General features: G+C 60.0%; 20 protein-coding genes and 1 tRNA gene. 14 read left to right on the top strand and 7 right to left on the bottom strand.

The window, feature by feature from the left end; all coding sequences use genetic code 11:
- Positions 1–15: 15 nt before the first annotated feature.
- Together ACNFH5_RS20625 and ACNFH5_RS20620 are read left to right on the top strand one after the other, a co-directional pair.
- Positions 16–1,326, top strand: a complete 1,311-nt coding sequence (locus ACNFH5_RS20625) for a S41 family peptidase (RefSeq protein ID WP_416749098.1) — start codon at positions 16–18, stop codon at positions 1,324–1,326.
- Positions 1,327–1,329: 3 nt separating this feature from the next.
- On the top strand, positions 1,330–2,112 hold the full coding sequence (locus ACNFH5_RS20620; RefSeq protein ID WP_416749096.1) for a divergent polysaccharide deacetylase family protein: 783 nt from the start codon (positions 1,330–1,332) through the stop codon (positions 2,110–2,112).
- A gap of 116 nt (positions 2,113–2,228) precedes the next feature.
- Here ACNFH5_RS20620 and ACNFH5_RS20615 read toward each other — a convergent pair whose 3' ends face one another.
- From ACNFH5_RS20615 to hisB, 7 genes are all read right to left on the bottom strand, one after another.
- Positions 2,229–2,984: a substrate-binding periplasmic protein gene (locus ACNFH5_RS20615; protein WP_416749148.1), complete on the bottom strand. Its 756-nt coding sequence runs from the start codon at positions 2,982–2,984 to the stop codon at positions 2,229–2,231.
- 152 nt (positions 2,985–3,136) lie between these two features.
- Positions 3,137–3,892 carry a substrate-binding periplasmic protein gene (locus ACNFH5_RS20610; RefSeq protein WP_416749146.1) on the bottom strand — a complete coding sequence of 252 codons (756 nt, stop codon included), beginning with the start codon at positions 3,890–3,892 and terminating at the stop codon, positions 3,137–3,139.
- Positions 3,893–4,125: 233 nt separating this feature from the next.
- Entirely contained in the window at positions 4,126–4,896 is a 771-nt protein-coding gene (gene hisF, locus ACNFH5_RS20605; protein ID WP_045215782.1) for an imidazole glycerol phosphate synthase subunit HisF, read from the bottom strand.
- Positions 4,897–4,919: 23 nt separating this feature from the next.
- Positions 4,920–5,657 carry a 1-(5-phosphoribosyl)-5-[(5-phosphoribosylamino)methylideneamino]imidazole-4-carboxamide isomerase gene (hisA, locus tag ACNFH5_RS20600; RefSeq protein WP_045215780.1) on the bottom strand — a complete coding sequence of 246 codons (738 nt, stop codon included), beginning with the start codon at positions 5,655–5,657 and terminating at the stop codon, positions 4,920–4,922.
- Positions 5,658–5,697: 40 nt separating this feature from the next.
- Positions 5,698–5,958 (bottom strand): DUF2164 domain-containing protein, encoded by a 261-nt coding sequence (locus tag ACNFH5_RS20595; RefSeq protein WP_015479328.1) that lies wholly within the window; start codon positions 5,956–5,958, stop codon positions 5,698–5,700.
- 3 nt (positions 5,959–5,961) lie between these two features.
- A complete protein-coding gene (gene hisH, locus ACNFH5_RS20590; RefSeq protein WP_416749093.1) occupies positions 5,962–6,600 on the bottom strand; it encodes an imidazole glycerol phosphate synthase subunit HisH in 639 nt (212 codons plus the stop codon).
- Positions 6,600–7,193, bottom strand: a complete 594-nt coding sequence (gene hisB, locus ACNFH5_RS20585) for an imidazoleglycerol-phosphate dehydratase HisB (protein ID WP_015479330.1) — start codon at positions 7,191–7,193, stop codon at positions 6,600–6,602. The genes hisH and hisB overlap by 1 nt, the downstream gene beginning before the upstream one ends.
- Positions 7,194–7,333: 140 nt before the next feature.
- On the opposite strand from hisB, the gene panM reads away from it, so the two are divergent.
- The 12 genes from panM (at position 7,334) to ACNFH5_RS20525 (ending at position 19,024) form a co-directional block, all read left to right on the top strand.
- Entirely contained in the window at positions 7,334–7,732 is a 399-nt protein-coding gene (gene panM, locus ACNFH5_RS20580; RefSeq protein WP_416749090.1) for an aspartate 1-decarboxylase autocleavage activator PanM, read from the top strand.
- A gap of 141 nt (positions 7,733–7,873) precedes the next feature.
- A complete protein-coding gene (locus ACNFH5_RS20575) occupies positions 7,874–10,102 on the top strand; it encodes an AsmA family protein (protein WP_416749088.1) in 2,229 nt (742 codons plus the stop codon).
- Positions 10,099–11,166: an A/G-specific adenine glycosylase gene (gene mutY / locus ACNFH5_RS20570; protein WP_416749086.1), complete on the top strand. Its 1,068-nt coding sequence runs from the start codon at positions 10,099–10,101 to the stop codon at positions 11,164–11,166. Before ACNFH5_RS20575 ends, mutY begins: the two co-directional genes overlap by 4 nt.
- Positions 11,163–11,435: an oxidative damage protection protein gene (locus tag ACNFH5_RS20565; RefSeq protein WP_015479334.1), complete on the top strand. Its 273-nt coding sequence runs from the start codon at positions 11,163–11,165 to the stop codon at positions 11,433–11,435. The genes mutY and ACNFH5_RS20565 overlap by 4 nt, the downstream gene beginning before the upstream one ends.
- A 78-nt stretch (positions 11,436–11,513) precedes the next feature.
- Positions 11,514–11,589: transfer RNA gene (locus tag ACNFH5_RS20560), tRNA-Phe, on the top strand.
- 774 nt (positions 11,590–12,363) lie between these two features.
- A complete protein-coding gene (locus ACNFH5_RS20555; protein ID WP_416749084.1) occupies positions 12,364–13,386 on the top strand; it encodes a glycosyltransferase in 1,023 nt (340 codons plus the stop codon).
- Complete coding sequence (locus tag ACNFH5_RS20550) at positions 13,383–14,534, top strand: FAD-dependent oxidoreductase (RefSeq protein WP_416749082.1); 1,152 nt, start codon at positions 13,383–13,385, stop codon at positions 14,532–14,534. Before ACNFH5_RS20555 ends, ACNFH5_RS20550 begins: the two co-directional genes overlap by 4 nt.
- A gap of 13 nt (positions 14,535–14,547) precedes the next feature.
- The gene (locus tag ACNFH5_RS20545) at positions 14,548–15,342 is read left to right on the top strand and encodes an NAD-dependent epimerase/dehydratase family protein (protein ID WP_416749080.1); all 795 of its coding nucleotides are present in this window, start codon (positions 14,548–14,550) and stop codon (positions 15,340–15,342) included.
- Entirely contained in the window at positions 15,339–16,166 is an 828-nt protein-coding gene (locus ACNFH5_RS20540; protein ID WP_416749078.1) for a sugar phosphate isomerase/epimerase family protein, read from the top strand. The genes ACNFH5_RS20545 and ACNFH5_RS20540 overlap by 4 nt, the downstream gene beginning before the upstream one ends.
- Before the next feature lie 2 nt (positions 16,167–16,168).
- Entirely contained in the window at positions 16,169–16,525 is a 357-nt protein-coding gene (locus ACNFH5_RS20535) for an EamA family transporter (protein WP_416749077.1), read from the top strand.
- 10 nt (positions 16,526–16,535) lie between these two features.
- On the top strand, positions 16,536–17,363 hold the full coding sequence (locus ACNFH5_RS20530) for a glycosyltransferase family 2 protein (RefSeq protein WP_416749075.1): 828 nt from the start codon (positions 16,536–16,538) through the stop codon (positions 17,361–17,363).
- 410 nt (positions 17,364–17,773) lie between these two features.
- Positions 17,774–19,024 carry a hypothetical protein gene (locus tag ACNFH5_RS20525; protein ID WP_416749073.1) on the top strand — a complete coding sequence of 417 codons (1,251 nt, stop codon included), beginning with the start codon at positions 17,774–17,776 and terminating at the stop codon, positions 19,022–19,024.
- Positions 19,025–19,283 lie beyond the last annotated feature (259 nt).

Here is a 19,283-nt window from a genome sequence, read left to right as displayed (position 1 = left end):
CATTAGGAGCCAAACATGTCGCAAGCTTTCCGTCTCACTACCCTGGCCCTGGCCTTGCTGCTCGGTGTCGGTGCGGTCCAGGCCGCCGACGCGCCGGCCGCATCCCCCGCGGCCAACGGCAAGGAGGCTCCGCTGCCGCTCGACGAGCTGCGCACCTTTGCCGAGGTCCTGGACCGGGTGAAGGCGGCCTACGTCGAACCCGTGGACGACAAGACGCTGTTGGAAAATGCCATCAAGGGCATGCTCAGCAACCTCGACCCGCACTCTGCCTACCTCGGCCCGGAAGAGTTCGCCGAACTGCAGGAAAGCACCAGCGGCGAATTCGGCGGCCTGGGCATCGAAGTCGGCAGCGAGGATGGCTTCGTCAAGGTGATCTCGCCGATCGACGACACCCCGGCGGCCAACGCCGGCATCCAGCCGGGCGACCTGATCGTCAAGATCGACGGCAAGCCGACCAAGGGCCAGTCGATGAACGAGGCGGTGGACAGCATGCGCGGCAAGGCCGGCTCGCCGATCACCCTGACCATCGTGCGCGGCGGCGGCAAGCCGTTCGACGTGACGCTCAAGCGCGCCATCATCAAGGTCAAGAGCGTCAAGAGCCAGATGCTGGAGCCCGGTTACGGCTACCTGCGCATCACCCAGTTCCAGGTGAACACCGGCGAAGAAACCGTCAAGGCACTGTCCAAGCTGCGCAACGACAACAAGGGCAAGCTCAAGGGCCTGGTGCTGGACCTGCGCAACAACCCCGGTGGGGTGCTGCAGTCCGCGGTTGAGGTGGCAGACGCCTTCCTCACCAAGGGGCTGATCGTCTACACCAAGGGCCGCATCCCGAACTCCGAGCTGCGCTTCTCCGCCGACCCGGCCGACCCGAGCGACGGCGTGCCGCTGGTGGTGCTGATCAACGGCGGCAGCGCCTCGGCGGCAGAAATCGTCGCCGGCGCCCTGCAGGACCAGAAGCGCGCGATCCTCATGGGCACCGACAGCTTCGGCAAGGGTTCGGTGCAAACCGTGCTGCCGCTGAACAACGACCGCGCCCTCAAGCTCACCACCGCGCTGTACTACACCCCGAACGGTCGCTCCATCCAGGCCCAGGGCATCACCCCGGATATCGAGGTGGAACGTGCCAAGGTGACGCGCGAGAAGAGCGAGTTCGACGGCTTCAAGGAAGCCGACCTGCAGGGCCACCTGGCCAACGGCAATGGCGGCCAGGATCGTCCGACCACATCCGGCAAGCCGCCGGTGGATCGCCCGCAGGATGGCGACTACCAGCTCAGCCAAGCCCTCAGCCTGCTGAAAGGACTCAGCGTCAGCCGCGGCAACAACTGACCGATGCGCCCGGCCCGGCTGCTACTGAGCCTGTGCCTGGGCGCACTGCTGTGCCTGCCGGTGGCCGCTGCGCCCCGGCCGGACAGCAGCAAGCCGCTGGTCAGCATCGTCATCGACGACCTCGGGCAGAACCTGGCGCGCGACCGCCAGGTGCTCGACATCTCCCCCGCCATCGCCCTGGCGATCATTCCTGATACACCCCACGCCGCCGAACTGGCGCGCGAGGCGCACCAGCGCGGGCGCACCGTGATGCTGCACATGCCCATGGACCCGGCCGGCGGCGATTTCGCCTGGCGCCCGGAGCTGACCCAGGACGAACGCGCGCGCCGCCTCGACGCCGCGCTGGCGAAAGTGCCTTATGTGCAGGGGCTGAACAACCACGAAGGCAGCCGCATGACGGCCGACCGCCCGGCCATGGCCTGGCTGGCCGCCGAACTGCAGCGGCGCCACCTGTTCCTGCTCGACAGCCGTACCAGCGCGGCCACCGTGGCTGCCGCCGAGGCGCAGAAGATCGGGCTCGCCAGCCTGTCGCGGGATGTGTTCCTCGACGACGACCCGAGCGAAGCGGCGGTGATGGAGCAAATGCAGCGCGGCCTGGCACTGGCGCGCAAGCAGGGCACAGTGGTGATGATCGGCCACCCGAAGCCGGCGACCCTGGCCGTGCTCAAACGCGTGCTGCCGACCCTGAAGGCCCAGGGCTTCGAGCTGGTGCAACCGTCATTGATGATCGCCGAGCGCGGCAACCGCGCCATGGCGGGGCATGGGCGGAACGGTATCTACCGATAGATGCAATCAGGATGAGCCGTTTGTAGGAGCGAGCTTGCTCGCGAACGACGCCCGGCACCGAAATCCCCGGAGGCATGGTTCGCGAGCAAGCTCGCTCCTACAACGAAAAGCCGGCCTTAGAGGTAGTTATTGGTCGCCTGCTCGATGAAGCCGTCGGCGCGCATTTCATCCAGCGCCTTCTGCAGCTTCGCCACCACCTCGTCCGGGGTGTCCTTGTTGATCGCCAGGTACAGCTGGGCCTCGTTGAAGCGCAGCACGGTCTGCAGGCCGGACACGCCTTCCTGCTTGGCCAGGTAGCGGCCCACCGGGTCGGTGGTGGCCCACAGGTCGATCTCGCCGGTGGTCAGCTTCTTCACGTTTTCCTGGTCGCGCAGCGCGTTGAGCACCGGGATACCCTGGCTTTCCAGGTTCTGGCTGACGGCGTCGTTCTTGTAGGCGCCGAGCTTGTACTTGGCGGCGTCCTTGAGGTCCTTGACCTTGATGGTGCTGCCTGGCGGCGCCAGCAGGACCCAGTTGGTCTTGGCAATCGGCCCGACCCACTTGAACAGCGGCACGCGCTCGGGCGTGTAGGTGGTGGAGAACAGCCCGTAATCAGGCTTGTCGAGGGCCAGCTTGTAGAGGCGATCCCAGGGGAAACGCAGGCTCAGGCTGTATTGGATGCCGGCGCGCTTGAACATCTCGCGGACGATGTCGGCGCTGATGCCGTCGATCCCCTCGTCGCGGGCGAAGTTCTTGTCGTCCACCGCCATGTTGAAGGGCGGGAAGTTCTCGGTGAGCAGCACCATCTTGTAATCGGCGGGCAACTCGGCGCGGGCCGTGGCGGCCCCCAACAGCAGACCCAGGGTCAGGGTCTTGATCAGGACTTTCAGCATGGTCATACCGCTCGCTTGGTTATCGTTATTGGGCTTGCGGCATCCCTGCAGAGGGGACGGAATACTTCGCTCGTCTGCCTTCCGTGGCAAAACCGGCGCCGAGGGATGTCGGCGCCAAACACAAAGGCCGGCGAGTGGCCGGCCTTCGGGTGTTACAGGTAACTGTTGAGCACGTCGTCGACGAAACCTTCGGCGCGCATCTTGTCCAGCGCCCCTTGCAGCTTCTGCACCACGGCGTCCGGGGTCTCGCGGTTCAGCGCGAGGAACAGCTGGTCGCTGTTGAAACGCAGCACGGTCTTCAGGCCGGTGACGCCGACCTGCTTGGCCAGGTAGCGGCCCGCCGGGTCACCGCTGGCCCAGAGGTCGATCTGGCCGTCGCGCAGCTTGGCGGCATTCTCCTGGTCGCGCAGCGCCAGCACCGGCTCGAAGCCGTGCTCGCCCAGGTACTGAGCCATGGCGTCGCCCTTATAGGCGCCAACGCGATATTTCCTGGCTTCGTCGAGGTTGTTCAGGCTGATGGGGCTATCGGCCTTGGCCAGCAGGACCCAGTCGTCCGGACCGATCGGGCCGACCCACTTGAACTGGCTTTCGCGCTCGGGCAGGCGCGCGGTGACGAACACACCGTAGCCGGGCTTCTCCAGCGCCAGCTTGTAGATACGGTCCCAGGGGAAGCGCAGGGTCAGGCTGTACTGCACGCCGGCGCGCTTGAACATCTCCTTGACGATATCCACGGCGATGCCGTCGATGCTGTCTTCCTGGGCGAAGTTCTTGCCGTTGATGGCCATGTTGTAGGGAGGGAAGTTCTCGGTGAGCAGCACCACGCTGTAGTCCGAAGAATCCGTTTCAGCCCTTGCCGCGCTGGCCAGAAGCAGGCCGCAGCCTAGCCATGCAAGCAGAATGCGCTTCAGCATCGAGATATTTCCTGCGTATGACATTTCTGAGAAGGCGCAGAGCTTACTCGGAGAATTGACGCCAATAAACCCTATGAATGTGGCAATGGGACATGGAACTGCCATTACCTTGACTGAAGCCTTCGGCTAGCAAGCTTCGTGCGCAGAAAGGGTGTGCGGCCACCGGACGCAGGGAGAAGGACCGCCCGGATTAGAGCCATCGGGCCGGGAGAACCCCGGCCCGGAAGGGATCAGCGCACGACGATGCCGCGGCTGGCCAGATAGGCCTTGGCCTCCGGCACGCTGTACTCGCCGAAGTGGAAGATGCTCGCCGCGAGAACCGCGTCGGCCTTACCCTCGATAATGCCGGCCGCCAGGTGCTCCAGGTTGCCGACACCGCCCGAAGCGATCACCGGAACGCCCACGGCTTCGCTGATGGCGCGGGTGACGCCCAGGTCGTAGCCGCTCTTCACGCCGTCCTGGTCCATGCTGGTCAGGAGGATTTCACCGGCGCCCAGGCCTTCCATCTTCTTCGCCCACTCCACAGCATCGAGCCCGGTGGGCTTGCGGCCGCCGTGGGTGAAGATTTCCCAGCGCGGGGCCTCGCCGGGACCCGACACTTTCTTGGCGTCGATGGCGACCACGATGCACTGCGAGCCGAAACGCGCGGCGGCTTCGCCGACGAATTCCGGGGTGAATACCGCGGCGGTGTTGATCGAGACCTTGTCCGCACCGGCATTGAGCAGGTTGCGAATGTCCTGCACCGTCCTGACGCCGCCGCCCACGGTCAGTGGGATGAACACCTGGCTGGCCATGCGCTCCACGGTATGCAGGGTCGTGTCGCGGCCATCGACGCTGGCGGTGATGTCGAGGAAGGTGATCTCGTCCGCGCCCTGCTCGTCGTAGCGGCGGGCGATTTCCACCGGGTCGCCGGCGTCACGGATGTTCTCGAACTTGACGCCCTTCACCACGCGGCCGTTGTCCACGTCGAGGCAGGGAATGATGCGTTTAGCCAGGGTCATGTCAGTGCTTCCCGTGGTTCGGCTCAGCCCTTGAAGGCGTCGCACAGTGCCTGGGCCTCGGCGACGTCCAGGGTGCCTTCGTAGATCGCGCGGCCGGTGATGGCGCCGACGATGCCCGGGGTGCGGGCGTCCAGCAGCTTCTGGATATCACCCAGGTTGTGGATGCCGCCCGAAGCGATCACCGGGATGCGCGTGGCGTTGGCCAGGGCCGCAGTAGCTTCGACGTTGCAGCCCTGCATCATGCCGTCCTTCGCGATGTCGGTGTAGACGATGGCGGAGACGCCGTCGGCCTCGAAACGCTTGGCCAGGTCGATCACCTGCACTTCGCTCACCTCGGCCCAGCCGTCGGTGGCGACGAAGCCGTCTTTCGCATCCAGGCCGACGATGACCTTGCCCGGGAATGCCTTGCACGCTTCGGCGACGAATTCCGGCTGCTTGACCGCCTTGGTGCCGATGATCACGTAGCTGACGCCAGCGCGAACGTAGTGTTCGATGGTTTCCAGCGAACGGATGCCGCCACCGATCTGGATCGGCAGGTTCGGGTAGCGCTTGGCAATGGCTGTGACCACTTCACCGTTGACCGGCTTGCCTTCGAAGGCGCCATTCAGGTCCACCAGGTGCAGACGGCGGCAACCACCCTCCACCCATTTGGCGGCCATGGACACCGGGTCGTCGGAGAAGACGGTGGCGTCTTCCATCAGGCCCTGGCGCAGGCGCACACAGGCGCCGTCTTTCAGATCGATTGCGGGGATGATCAGCATGGGTTGAACCTGCTCGAATCCAAAGATGAATGGGGTCGGGTCAGCTCTTCTCGAGCGCCCACAAGTCGCTTTCGATGCTCTCGAACCGGTCTTTCAGGTGAGATTGCACGTCGAAGATCGCCTTGTTGTAGAACAGTGGGCCGAACTCGCGCATGAAGAAATCCAGCGCCTCTTCGGCCTCGAAGGAACCCACGTCCAGCTCGAAGCGATCTTCGAGAAAACGCTGGATGGCCCGCGCCGCACTCTGGCGCTGGGCGCCATCGAGTTCGAGGATCGCGGGCTTGTCCTTCTGGCGGGCCATGGCTTACCAGCGCCCGTCCCAGGCGGCGAAGTTCTGCAGCAGCTGCAGGCCGTGGGTATGGCTCTTCTCCGGGTGGAACTGCACGGCGAAGCGCGAGCCATCGGCCAGCGCGGCGGCAAAGTCAACGCCGTAATGGCCGCGACCGACCACCTGGCGCGGGTTGCCAGCCTCGATGTAATAGCTGTGCACGAAGTAGAAGCGCGCGCGCTCCGGGATGTCGTGCCAGAGCGGGTGATCCACGCTCTGCGCCACTTCGTTCCAGCCCATGTGCGGCACCTTCAGGTGTTCGCCGTCCTCGTGCAGGTCCTTGCCGAAGAAGCGCACCTTGCCGGGAAACAGGCCGATACAGTCGACGCCGTCGTTCTCTTCGCTGTGCTCCAGCAGCGCCTGCATGCCGACGCAGATGCCGAGGAACGGGCGGTCCTGGCTGACCTCGCGCACCAGGCTGTCGAAGCCCAGGCGCTTGATTTCGGCCATGCAGTCGCGGATCGCGCCGACACCGGGGAACACCACGCGATCCGCCTCGCGGATCACGTTGGCGTCACTGGTCACCAGCACGCGCCCGGCGCCCACGCGCTCAAGCGCCTTGGACACCGAGTGCAGGTTGCCCATGCCGTAGTCGATGACGGCTACCGTCTGCATTACAGGCACCCTTTGGTGGACGGCATCTGGCCGGCCATGCGCTCATCCAGCTCAATGGCCATGCGCAGCGCGCGGCCGAAGGCCTTGAACACGGTCTCGATCTGGTGGTGGGTGTTGTGCCCGCGCAGATTGTCGATGTGCAGGGTGACGTTGGCGTGGTTGACGAAGCCCTGGAAGAACTCCATGAACAGGTCCACGTCGAAGCCGCCAACGCTGGCGCGGGTGAACGGCACGTGCATCTGCAGGCCGGGGCGGCCCGAGAAGTCGATGACCACGCGCGACAGCGCCTCGTCCAGCGGCACGTAGGCATGGCCGTAGCGGCGGATGCCCTTTTTGTCGCCGATGGCCTTGGCGAAGGCCTGGCCGAGGGTGATGCCGATGTCTTCGACGGTATGGTGGTCGTCGATATGCAGGTCGCCCTTGCACTCGATGTCCAGGTCGATCAGGCCGTGCCGGGCGATCTGGTCCATCATGTGCTCGAGGAAGGGAACCCCGGTATCGAAGCGGGCCTTGCCCGTTCCATCCAGGTCGATGGAAACCTTGATCTGGGTTTCCAGGGTGTCGCGCGCGACGGATGCCTTGCGTTCGGCCATCACCAGCTCCACAGCTAACACTGCACATAATTATAAGAAGGGGCGGCATTATAGGCGCGCCGGGCGCCGCGCGGCTATGGGCGGTGGTCGGCGCTGGCCGATGGTCCTACACTGCGCGGCTCGCCTTTCGAGGATTGCCCATGCCCGTCGTCGTCCAGCACCTGACCCAGCCCAGTGACCAGGACCGCCAGGACCTGCTGAAGATCTACGCCGATGCGCCGCAGTGGCTGCTGGCGCCCTTCAACGATGCCCGGCACCTGGTCGAGCTCGGACTGGCCGAGGGCCGACTATTCACCGGGCGCTTCAACGATCGCCTGCTGGGCGCGGCCTGGATCGAGCGTGACGGCGACACCTGGCTGCTCTCGCGCCTCTGCGTGCGCCAAGTCACCCGCAACCGCGGCGTGGCCCGCCGGCTGCTAGAAGAGGCGCAACGCCTGGCCGTCCTGCAAGGCGCCGCGCTGCGCCTGACCGCACCGGGCGATCAACCCCAGGCTGCGCAGTTTGCGGAACATCTCGGTCTGACGCTGCAGCCGGCCTGATTCCGCAATCGTCGGGAACCGCAGGCCAGCACCCCGCTCAAAACCCGCAGCACGTGCGCTCGCCTTCGCGGGCTGGGGCGCCGCTGCGTCATTGGTATACTTCCCCGCTATTCCACCCGCCGCCTGAACAAGGATCCGTCCATGAAAGCGTTCGGCAAAATCATCGGCATCATTGCCCTGGTCCTGCTGCTGCTCATCGTCGCCGCCGGCTTCGTGCTGACCCACTTCTTCGACCCGAACGACTACAAGGACGAGATCCGCCAACTCGCCCGGGAAAAGGCCAATCTCGAGCTGAACCTCAAGGGCGATATCGGCTGGAGCCTTTTCCCCTGGCTGGGCCTGGAGCTGCACGACACCAGCGTGGCGAGCCTGCAGGCGCCGGACAAGCCGTTCGCCGACGCGCAACTGCTGGCCATGTCCGTGCGCGTGCTGCCGCTGCTGCGCAAGGAAGTGCAGATGAGCGACATCCGCGTCGAAGGCCTGACCTTGTCCCTGAACAAGGACAAGAACGGCGTCGGCAACTGGGAGAGCATCGGCAAGCCCCTTCAGCCCGCCAATGGAACGCCGCCCGCCGCGCAACCGGCGCCTGCGCCGAGCGCTCAGGCCAAGGCCGACGCGCAGCAGTCCCACCAGGCCATGAAGCTGGACATCGATAGCCTGAGCGTGAAGAACGCCCGCATCGACTACGCCGACGCCCAGAGCGGCAAGAACTACAGCGTCGAAGGCATCGAGCTCACTACCGGCGCCATCCGCGAAGGCAGCAACATCCCGATCAAGCTCAACGCCTACCTGGGCAGCAACCAGCCGGTGATCCGCGCCCGCACCGAGTTGACCGGCAACCTGCGCTTCGACCGCGCGCTCAAGCGCTACCAGCTCGAAGACGCCAAGCTCTCCGGCGAAGTTTCCGGCGACCAGTTCCAGGGCAAGACCGCCAACTACAGCGCCCAGGGCCAGCTGGTACTCGACCAGGCAGCCCAGGTTGCCGAGTGGAATGGCCTGAAGGTCACCGTCAATCAACTGCGCGCCCTCGGCGAAATCAAGGCCCGCGAGCTGGACAAGGAACCCAAGTTCGATGGCGGCCTGTCGCTGGCACCGTTCAACCTGCGTGAATTCCTCGAAGGCATCGGCCAGACGTTGCCGGAAATGGCCGACGCCACCACCCTGACCAGGCTGGAGCTGGCCACCCGCGTCAGCGGCACCCGCAACAGCCTGACCTTGAACGACATCAAGCTGAAGCTGGACGACAGCACCTTCAGCGGCAACCTTGGGATCGCCGACTTCAGCAAACAGGCGATTCGCGCCCAACTGGCCGGCGACAAGCTGAACCTGGACCGCTACCTGCCGGCCAAGGTCAAGAAAGCCCAGGAAGCCAGCAACAGCGCGCGCAAGGCAGAAGTCGCCAGCACCGAGCAGAACGCCATTCAGGGCGATACCCCGCTGCCCAGCCAGCCGACCCAGCAGGCGTGGAGCGACACCCCGCTGCTGCCCATCGCCCGACTGCGCACGCTGGACCTGGACGCCGGCCTGAACCTCGGTCAACTGACCCTGGACAAGCTGCCCATCGACAATGCCGTGCTCAAGCTGCGCGGCCAGGGCGGCCTGCTCAACCTCGATGATCTGCGCGGCGAGCTCTACGACGGCAAGTTCAACGCCACTGCCACGCTCGACGTGCGTCAGGACGTACCGACCCTGCAGGCGAAGAAACACATCGCCGACGTACCGGTGGAGCGCCTGCTCGAATCCCAGGGCGAGAAACCACCGGTGAAGGGCCTGCTGGACCTGGACGCCGACATCACCACCCAGGGCAACAGCCAAAAGGCCTGGATCGACAACCTCAACGGCACCGCGCGCTTCGTCCTGACCCAGGGCGTGCTGCTCAATGCCAACCTGGAACAGCAGCTGTGCCAGGGCATCGCCACGCTCAACCGCAAGTCGCTGACCGCCGAGCATGGCGGCAAGGACACGCCGTTTCGCGAGCTGCAGGGTAACCTGACCTTCCGCAACGGCGTGGCCAGCAACCCGGACCTCAAGGCCAGCATTCCCGGCCTGACCGTCAAGGCCGACGGCGACATCGACCTGCGCGTGCTGGGCATGGACTACCGCGTCGGCGTGACCATCGAAGGCGACAAGAGCGACATGCCCGACCCGGCCTGTGAAGTGAACAAGCGCTATGTCGGCATCGAATGGCCGCTGCGCTGCCGCGGCCCTCTGGAACTGGGCGCCAAGGCCTGCCGCCTGGACAAGGACGGCATCGGCAAGATCGCCGCACGGTTGGCCGGGGACCGGCTGAACCAGAAACTTGAAGAGAAGCTCGGCGACAAGGTCAGTCCCGAACTCAAAGACGCACTCAAAGGGCTGTTCAAGAAGTGACCCCACAAAGCTTCAATTCGGCCGTGCTCGACTGGTTCGACAGCCACGGCCGCCATGACCTGCCCTGGCAGCAGAACATCACGCCCTACCGGGTGTGGGTCTCGGAGATCATGCTGCAGCAGACGCAGGTCAGCACCGTGATGGGCTACTACGACCGCTTCATGGCGGCGCTGCCGACGGTGGCTGACCTCGCCAACGCGCCGGAAGACGAAGTGCTGCACCTATGGACGGGCCTGGGCTACTACACTCGCGCCCGCAACCTGCACAAGACCGCGAAGACAGTGATGGAGCAGCACGGCGGAGAATTCCCTCGCGACGTCGAACAGCTCGCCGAGCTGCCCGGCATCGGCCGCTCTACCGCCGGCGCCATCGCCAGCATCTCCATGGGCCTGCGCGCGCCAATCCTCGACGGCAACGTCAAACGTGTGCTCGCTCGCTACATCGCCTGCGACGGCTATCCGGGCGAGCCCAGGGTGGCAAAGCAGTTGTGGGAGGTCGCCGAGCGCTTTACGCCGCACGAACGGGTCAACCACTACACCCAGGCGATGATGGACCTGGGCGCCACGCTCTGCACCCGCAGCAAGCCGAGCTGCCTGCTCTGCCCGCTGCGCGAGGGCTGTCGCGCGCACTTCCTCGGCCGCGAGACCGATTTCCCGGTCTCCAAGCCGCGCAAGGCGCTGCCGCAGAAACGCACGCTGATGCCGATCCTGGCGAACCGCGAGGGCGACATCCTGCTCTATCGCCGTCCGTCGACCGGCCTCTGGGGCGGCCTGTGGAGCTTCCCCGAACTGGACGACCTGGCCGCCCTCGACCCGCTGGCCCAGCGCCACGCGCTGCGCCTGGGCGAGCGTCGCGAGTTGCCCGGCCTGACCCACACCTTCAGCCACTTCCAACTGGCCATCGAGCCCTGGCTGGTGCGCGTCGAGGACGCAGCCCCCGCCGTGGCCGAGGCCGACTGGCTCTGGTATAACCTCGCCACCCCGCCGCGGCTCGGCCTTGCCGCCCCGGTGAAGAAGCTGCTCAAACGAGCCGCCGACGTGTTGAATGCAGGAGAAATGTCATGACCCGACTGGTGATGTGCCGCAAATACAAAGAAGAGCTGCCCGGCCTCGATCGCGCACCCTATCCCGGAGCCAAGGGCCAGGACATCTACGAGCACGTCTCGAAGAAAGCCTGGGACGAATGGCAGAAGCACCAGACCATGCTGATCAACGAGCGTCGCCTGAACATGATGAATGCCGAGGATCGCAAGTTCCTCACCGCCGAGATGGACAAGTTCCTGTCCGGCGAGGAATACGCGCAGGCCGAGGGCTACGTCCCGCCCAGCGCGTAAGCTTCGGTATTATTTGAAAAATTTTTTCGCGGCACGCTTGACACCCCTTCCGAAAACCCTTTTAATGCGCGCCACGTTGCCCAGGTAGCTCAGTTGGTAGAGCAGGGGATTGAAAATCCCCGTGTCGGCGGTTCGATTCCGTCCCTGGGCACCAAAATACCGAAACCCCTGATTTCAAAAGAAGTCAGGGGTTTCTTTTTTGGCTCGACAAAAGCCCACCTAGCACAACTGGACGGAAGATTGTCGCCACACCGCAGCCGGTGCCGGTGCCGGTGCCGGTGCCGAAACTCAATCTATTCCCCAGCACCAACACAACCCAGAGACTCCATCGCAAAGCCCCCCCCCCCTGCTGGCGACTACTGACACACACATGGCAATAGTCCCCATACTATGCAGCACGCAGGAAATTCGCCTGCTTACACCCCACCACGAAAGGCACCCACCGAGCCTCGCCCTACGGGGCAACAACCTGCCCTGCAAAGTCAATCGCCCCTGCAGTCCGTGACAGCCGCCCACCAGCGAGAACGCCCGTCCCGAGCGCCTCTCGCCGCCGAATGACGTTATAAGTTCTGGCACCAGACGAGCGCCGGACAGAGCGAACCCGTCGTCATAGGCCTATACCTCATCGGGAGCGCCAACCGGAGAAGGAACCCCTAAAAACGGAACGCGTGGGAGAGAGCTGTTCCGGCGACGCTCATCAGACACCCCATGTGGACGCCGAAACAAGCGACTCACCTGCCATACACTCCCCGACCACCTATGAGCCAAGGGAATATCGAAGATAGCCATGCAGCCAAGTAGGGGAAATGACGAATAAATGACACCCGCCACGAATGTCTTCCGAGTTCAGCTTTAACACCCTATAATTCTCAGGATTGGGCGTAGGTGCTTGATTTAAACCGTCCAGACTAAGTCAAGGGAGTTTGATATGTCATTTTTCCCCTGCTTCCTCTCCGTCGTTTTTGTGGTCAGGAATCAGTCAAACGAGCTGGATAAGATCCTCAAAGATGCGGAAGCGGTGATTGCTTCGATTGTTAGTTGCTACGAACTAATAGTCGTGGATAACGCATCTGAAGATGACAGCATTTCCAAGCTCAAACAATTGACCGGTGAAAATGGTCTGGCCAATATCCAGGTCTATGCGCTGACCAAGGAAGTCGACTCCGACACTGCTTCCTGGGTGGGCCTAGAGAATGCCCTAGGTGACTTCGTCGCGGTAATTGACCCGTTGGCCGACGACATTGGCTTTATTCCTAAAATGCTCAATCTCGCAGTTGGCGGGGCCGATGTCGTTTTTGCCAACAACGAATGCAAACCTGCTCAGAGCTTTGCCTACAAGAGCGCCTGCATCGCTTTCCACGGGCTCTACAACGCATTTAGTGGAGTGCACTTGGCCAAGGACGCACCCCAGTACCGTATGCTGAGCAAACGCGTGATCAACTTCATCCTGCAGCATCCGCAGCCCGCGGTACGCTATCGGCACCTGCCTGCGACAGGGGGATTTTCTCGCGCTCATCTGACCTACAGTACGCAACCTAAGGCGGCCCGCCCTAAACGCCTTGGCGAGAGTATTGACAGGGGTGTGCGCCTGCTAGTTTCCACCACACGGACACCAATGCGCCTGGTTACCTACCTGTCAATGTTCGGTGCAGTAGCGAACTTGCTCTACAGCATCTATGTGGTGGCCATCGGCATCTTCAAGTCGGATGTCGCGCCAGGCTGGATCAGCGTCTCGCTTCAACAATCCGGCATGTTCTTCCTAATATCCTTAGTCTTGCTTGTACTTGGCGAATATATCCTGCACATGGCCAGCATCTCCAACGAAGGGCCTTCATACCATGTCGCGCAAGAATTCACCAGCGCGCGAATGACCCGGCTAGAGAAGCTGAACATCGAAGAAGCCATCAAATCGCTGCCGACTGATGGAACACCCCGCGAGCGACTATCGTGACTCGCAGACTGGGCTCTCCTCAAGACGCCGTCGTTATTGGCGGCGGTTTCTATGGGGCTGTCATTGCCATATATCTGGCAAAACAGCGAGGACTGAGAAACGTATTACTGATAGAACGTGAATCGGACCTTATGCGGCGAGCGTCGTATAATAACCAGGCGAGAGTTCATAACGGCTATCACTACCCGAGAAGTTTCACCACCGCGTACCGGAGCCGTGTGAACTTCCCGAATTTTATCCGGGACTGGCCTGGCGCCATTTATCAGGATTTCACCAAGCTTTACGCCATTGCTCGGCGTAACTCAAAAGTCACTGCACGGCAGTTCGAACGCTTCTGTCGGGACATTGGCGCAGATATCCAGCCGATTGACGCACAGCTTCGTCAGCTCTTTGAGCCCAGGCTCATCGAGGATGTATTCCAGGTTCAGGAGTGCGCCTTTGACTCTACCAAACTGGCTGAATGGGCTCGAAATGAACTGACTGACGCCGGAGTGCAGGTATGCACCAACACCCTTGCATTGGCCGTCACACGATCGCAGAAGTCCGGTCTGACGATTTGTACCGAAGACGCCAGAGGGCATCAGGCCTCAACCCGCTGCCGCTACCTGTTCAATTGCACCTATAGTGGGCTGAACCATCTAAAAGGTGAGTTTCCTGGCGTTCGAGCCGAACTCAAACAGGAAATTACCGAAATGGCGCTGATGACAATGCCTTACCCGCTGCGAGACATTGGAGTCACCGTTATGGATGGTCCCTACTTCTCGATAATGCCCTTCCCAGCACGCGGCCTACACACCCTTTCCCACGTTCGCTACACGCCGCATGTCCACTGGAATGACCAGCCGGAGTTAGATCCCTACGCGAAGTTGCAAGAGTATCATCGAGCTACTCGCGTCGACCACATGGTTCGAGATGTGGCGCGCTACATTCCAGCAACTCTAGGCGCCACCTACGAAGACTCACTATTCGAAGTCAAAACCGTCCTCGTGAAGAATGAAGGGGACGACGGGCGGCCGATTTTCTTTGAGCGGTATGAAGAACTGCCAGGTTGCTATTCCGTACTGGGCGGGAAGATCGACAATATTTATGATGTTCTGGAAAAACTCGATGGAGAAGCCTTCTCGTGTCGCGACAAGGCCGAAATCTGAGGTAGAGGTTAAAATGTCTAACGCACTTATCGGCTTCTCTGGCTTCGTCGGCGGAACCTTATTGAAACAAGCGGATTTTAGCTCCCTGTATCGGTCGAGCAATATTTCGGATATCCGCGACAAAGTCTTCGACATCATCGTTTGTGCCGGGGCACCTGCCCAGAAGTGGATAGCAAACCGAGAACCAGAAGCTGATCGCCAGAAGATCGAAGAGTTGATCGAGAATCTGAGGCATACCCGTTGCAAGAAGTTCGTACTAATCAGTACGGTGGACGTGTTCGCCAACCCGCAAAAGGTCGACGAGGACTCCGAAGTCATTGAGGAAGGACTGCACGCCTACGGCCTGCATCGCCGTATGCTCGAAAAATTCATCGAAGAACACTTCGAAGACTTCTTGATTGTTCGCCTACCAGGGCTGGTTGGCCCTGGATTGCGCAAGAATGTGATCTTCGACTTTCTCAACAGTAACAATGTCGAGTCGATCGATAGCCGGAGTGTTTTCCAATTCTACCCGATGGTCAACCTCTGGAGCGATATCCAGATCGCGATGGCTGGCGGTTTGAAAAAAGTGCACCTGACATCCGAACCCATCAGTGTCGCGGACGTTTCTTTCCAAGGTTTTGGCCGGACATTCGAGAACGCTCAGAGTCGACCGGCGGCTGTTTATGACATGCATACAAAGCATGCTCATCTATTCAAGGGCGAGGGCCGTTACCAGTACAACGTCCGGGAAACGGTCCTGGCGATCAGGTGCTACGCACAGTCCGAGTCGCTTTCTCCGGTAGAAAGCACTGGAGCTGTCCTGTGAGACTGGCTATTTCAAACATTGCCTGGGACGTCAGTGAGGATGAGCAGATTGCGGCACTGCTCAACCGATACTCCATCGATGCTATCGATATCGCACCAGGGAAGTACTTTCCCGTTCCAGCAGAAACAACTTTGACGGATATTCTCAAGGTCAAGCAGTGGTGGGCAACTCGCGGGATCGAAATCACCGGTATGCAAGCGCTACTGTTCGGTACCATCGGGTTGAATGTCTTTGGCTCAGAGGAGAGTCAGACCGCGCTATTGGAGCATTTGCGTGAAGTCTGCCGAATCGCGGCGGGGCTGGGAGCGACGCGCCTGGTATTCGGCTCTCCGAAGAATCGCGACCGCAGCGGCCTGAACGATCACACCGCACTCCGGATCGCCGTCGACTTCTTCAGACGCCTGGGCGAGACAGCACAGGAACATGGCGTGATCATCTGCCTGGAGCCGAATCCAGCCTGCTATGGCGCCAACTTCATGCTGAACAGCGCCGAGACACGGACGGTGGTCGAGCACGTTGCCCATCCTTCCATTCGGATGCAGCTGGACACCGGCGCAATTACGATCAATCGGGAAGACCCGCGACAGGTGATTCAAGACAGCACCTCACTGATAGGCCACATCCATGCCAGCGAGCCCGGGTTACTGCCGCTGGGTGACAGCACCGCCGCTCATGCTGAAATTGCCGAAGAACTGCGGGCTCTGCTACCGGGGCTCGTGGTGTCGGTCGAGATGGTCGCCACCAGCAATGAGGACCACGCCGCATCGATAGAGCGCGCCCTTATCGTGGCCAACCGGTACTATCGCCCAGTAGCGGAGGCCTAGTTATGAAGTGGCTGATTCTGCTGTTAGGTATTCTGTCCAATGCTTCCGCCAGTGTTCTGGTAAAACTGGCGATGATGCCCCCCAGGAAGTTCCCATCTCTGACTGAGCCAATGGCAGCGCTCGCGAACTGGCCGTTCTGGCTAGGACTGGGTCTTTATGGTGCTGCCTTTCTGCTCTATGCCGCCGCACTGGCCCGCCTGCCACTGAACATCGCACACCCGGTACTGACGGCAGGCGCCGTGGCTACCGTCGCGTTGTTTTCCATCTTGATTTTTCGCGAAACATTTCATTGGACTACGATAGCTGGAATACTACTTGTGATTATCGGCGTTGGCCTGATCACTGCGCGTGTCGCCTGATGGAAATGGAATGACCTCTAATACTATGAATGCTACCTCTCGCTCGTCCTGGAAAGTTCCATCTTATGATACGCCCGTGTGGCTAGGCCGCGAGCACACTTCCTGTGTTGTTATTCCCGTAATCAATGAAGGTGGACGCATCAGTAGTTTGCTGGAGCGAATGTCAAGACTTCGCGTAAGCAGCATCGCCGACATCATCATCGTAGATGGTGGAAGCACAGATGGCTCTCTTGGCGCGGAAAAATTGAAACGGCTTGGCGTGCGCGGACTGATCGTCAAGACCGGCCCAGGCAAGCTGAGCGCGCAATTGCGCTGCGCCTATGCCTTCGCTCTTGATCAAGGATATGAAAATATCGTCACCATCGATGGCAACGACAAGGATGACCCCGAAGCTATCCCGCAGTTTATAAACTCACTTGAGCAAGGTAGCGATTTCGTACAGGCATCTCGCTTCATCAGTGGTGGCATGGCTGTGAACACACCTAAATCCCGAGATTTTGCTATTCGATTCATTCACGCCCCGATGCTGAGTATATTCTCCGGATTTAAATGGACGGATACTACGCAGGGCTTTCGCGCTTATAGCCGGAAGATGCTCTTGGATCCGAGAATATCGCCGTTTCGCGATGAATTCATGACGTACGAACTGCTGGCCTATCTATCCTATCGCGCACCGCGACTGGGTTATAACTGCATAGAACTGCCTACCGTACGTCGCTATCCAGTTGGTGAAGTACCGACCAAGATCAGTAGCTTCAAAGGTAATCTTTCGGTCTTGATTATCCTATTCAAAAGTTGTTTCGGAGCGTATAACCCTAACAAAGAAAGAAGCACTTAAAAATCTCTTCCTGAATCAATATCCTACAGGCATTCGCGCCTCTATATAGCTATTGACGGGCGATTAGAACATGCTCGAATCGGTTCAGGATAAGTGCAAGCTACCAAGAAGTGCATACGCGACCAACCCTGAGCGCCGGCGACGGCTATGGCCTTTACCAAAGCCGAGCCCAAGCCTCCGAGCGAATGGAAGCTCGAGACAGAGACGGTTCGAATAGTTTCCAGACAGGACTCTGCCCCCATGATTCAACCGTCTGCTGGGAAGCGACGGAGCGCCTAGCTGATACAGTGACGACTAGGCCACGTAAACTTGATCGACTAAACGATGATAGAAGACTGCGATGAGCGACTCTTCCCGTGCTTCCCTCGTCGGAAGGATTGAAACCATATATGACGTGCTGGAGAAATTGAATGCTTAGCCCCTTCACGGAGAGTGTTTTTCGGCGACATCTGTTCTTATGTACGATTGCCGTGTTTTTTTTCTTTGTCTTCAACCCACAAGGACTCAGCTTTGACTATGGTTCCGGAAGCGGGCGATATGAAGACAGAGTCGACTCCTTCTCCGAGTACATTGTAAGAAACACCATCAAAAGAAATATATTAAAGAAAGACGACTCCAGCCTTGCCCCAATCATAACCAAGGGCTACCAAGAAGATAACTACGAATACAGCCCGGATGATTACAAGACATACGTCTCAAACCTGGCAATCCAAACCATCCCAGCGACCATTATAGCCAAGATGGCCAAACTGGATACCGAAGAAAAACTTGACCATTTCTTTATACTCCTACGCTTGGCGAATGCACTTCTTCTCTCGATATTCATCGTTGGTATATTTTTATGCTTCTGCAGCCTCCAGAAGGTCAATCTGGCATGCCTAATACCACTATTGGCAGGCTGCAGCTCCGGCTTAATATATTTCTCACAGAACCTCTACTTTTCTTCATTCCTGATTGTACTTCCCGCATTTCTTATATCCATGCAACTTCGTCACCACCAGGAATTCAACAAGACGTTAGTTTTTATTTTTGGAATTCTTTACTTCCTGCGAGGCTTCGAATTCTCCACGATCTTTGCCTTGCTAACAGCTTTCTCGGCCGCGCTTTTCGCACAGGGAAATCTTTCCGACAAATTGAAAATGGCTGCACTTGCTTTTGCCCTGATACTCCTGGCGTTCGCGAGCGCCTTACTACTTCATATATTATTTCTCTCTTTGAACAATGGCTCATCTCCAGGCGACATAATCCAGACGTTTTACGAAAACGTTCAGCGTCGAACTCAAAGCATTAAGGGTGTTCCGTTCCCATTTAGCGCAAACTTCATAGAGGCCATGGCTGGAAGATGGCGACTCCCTGCTTTTTCAGTGTTCGCCAATAGCTTCTCATTGAGCCAGATAGATGTCATAGTCGCAATGTTGTTCGGGCTTTTAATGCGCACCGGAAGAGCCACAGATAACGAGAAAATCATATATTTCTACGGATTCTTCGGATATGCATCATGGTATATCTTTGCCTACCAGCATATTATGTGGCACAACATGTATGACTGGTATATTTTTGCGTTAACCATGGGATTATCATTCGGTCTTCTGGTGATTCTATATGGATCGTTGACCGTAGAGCACTTTCAAAGATTACGCTCTATCAGACAGCGGCAATGACTAGTGCACCTGTTGTCATCCTGACACCGGGAAACACTTTCTCGAGGATGCCATCTCTATCCATCACGCGCGCCCTAGCCTAGCCTGAAGCGCACGACGCTTCATCCAAAACGATGAGTGTCATCCTCGGAAGCGATGCAGTCAGCACTAGCACGCCTTGCTGATGATCTGGAGCCGCTCTGACAGCCCCTGAAATCGCGAGATTTCAGGGGCTTTTTCGTTTCCGCCCGCGCAAGTCAGCACAAGTCACTCCCCCGCC

The organism is Pseudomonas sp. NY15435, from assembly GCF_048068295.1.
In the GTDB taxonomy this organism is placed as follows: domain Bacteria; phylum Pseudomonadota; class Gammaproteobacteria; order Pseudomonadales; family Pseudomonadaceae; genus Pseudomonas.
This window is presented reverse-complemented; position numbering and strand designations above follow the sequence as displayed.

Excerpts from the sequence above, each read along its gene's own strand:
- ACNFH5_RS20545 (WP_416749080.1), top strand. The coding sequence starts at position 14,548 with ATGTCTAACGCACTTATCGGCTTCTCTGGCTTCGTCGGCGGAACCTTA.
- ACNFH5_RS20575 (WP_416749088.1), top strand. The coding sequence starts at position 7,874 with ATGAAAGCGTTCGGCAAAATCATCGGCATCATTGCCCTGGTCCTGCTG.
- ACNFH5_RS20565 (WP_015479334.1), top strand. The coding sequence starts at position 11,163 with ATGACCCGACTGGTGATGTGCCGCAAATACAAAGAAGAGCTGCCCGGC.
- ACNFH5_RS20595 (WP_015479328.1), bottom strand. The coding sequence starts at position 5,958 with ATGGCCCGCCAGAAGGACAAGCCCGCGATCCTCGAACTCGATGGCGCC.
- ACNFH5_RS20525 (WP_416749073.1), top strand. The coding sequence starts at position 17,774 with ATGCTTAGCCCCTTCACGGAGAGTGTTTTTCGGCGACATCTGTTCTTA.
- ACNFH5_RS20620 (WP_416749096.1), top strand. The coding sequence starts at position 1,330 with ATGCGCCCGGCCCGGCTGCTACTGAGCCTGTGCCTGGGCGCACTGCTG.
- hisH (WP_416749093.1), bottom strand. The coding sequence starts at position 6,600 with ATGCAGACGGTAGCCGTCATCGACTACGGCATGGGCAACCTGCACTCG.
- ACNFH5_RS20530 (WP_416749075.1), top strand. The coding sequence starts at position 16,536 with ATGACCTCTAATACTATGAATGCTACCTCTCGCTCGTCCTGGAAAGTT.
- ACNFH5_RS20625 (WP_416749098.1), top strand. The coding sequence starts at position 16 with ATGTCGCAAGCTTTCCGTCTCACTACCCTGGCCCTGGCCTTGCTGCTC.
- hisA (WP_045215780.1), bottom strand. The coding sequence starts at position 5,657 with ATGCTGATCATCCCCGCAATCGATCTGAAAGACGGCGCCTGTGTGCGC.
- ACNFH5_RS20555 (WP_416749084.1), top strand. The coding sequence starts at position 12,364 with ATGTCATTTTTCCCCTGCTTCCTCTCCGTCGTTTTTGTGGTCAGGAAT.
- hisB (WP_015479330.1), bottom strand. The coding sequence starts at position 7,193 with ATGGCCGAACGCAAGGCATCCGTCGCGCGCGACACCCTGGAAACCCAG.
- panM (WP_416749090.1), top strand. The coding sequence starts at position 7,334 with ATGCCCGTCGTCGTCCAGCACCTGACCCAGCCCAGTGACCAGGACCGC.
- ACNFH5_RS20615 (WP_416749148.1), bottom strand. The coding sequence starts at position 2,984 with ATGCTGAAAGTCCTGATCAAGACCCTGACCCTGGGTCTGCTGTTGGGG.
- ACNFH5_RS20535 (WP_416749077.1), top strand. The coding sequence starts at position 16,169 with ATGAAGTGGCTGATTCTGCTGTTAGGTATTCTGTCCAATGCTTCCGCC.
- hisF (WP_045215782.1), bottom strand. The coding sequence starts at position 4,896 with ATGACCCTGGCTAAACGCATCATTCCCTGCCTCGACGTGGACAACGGC.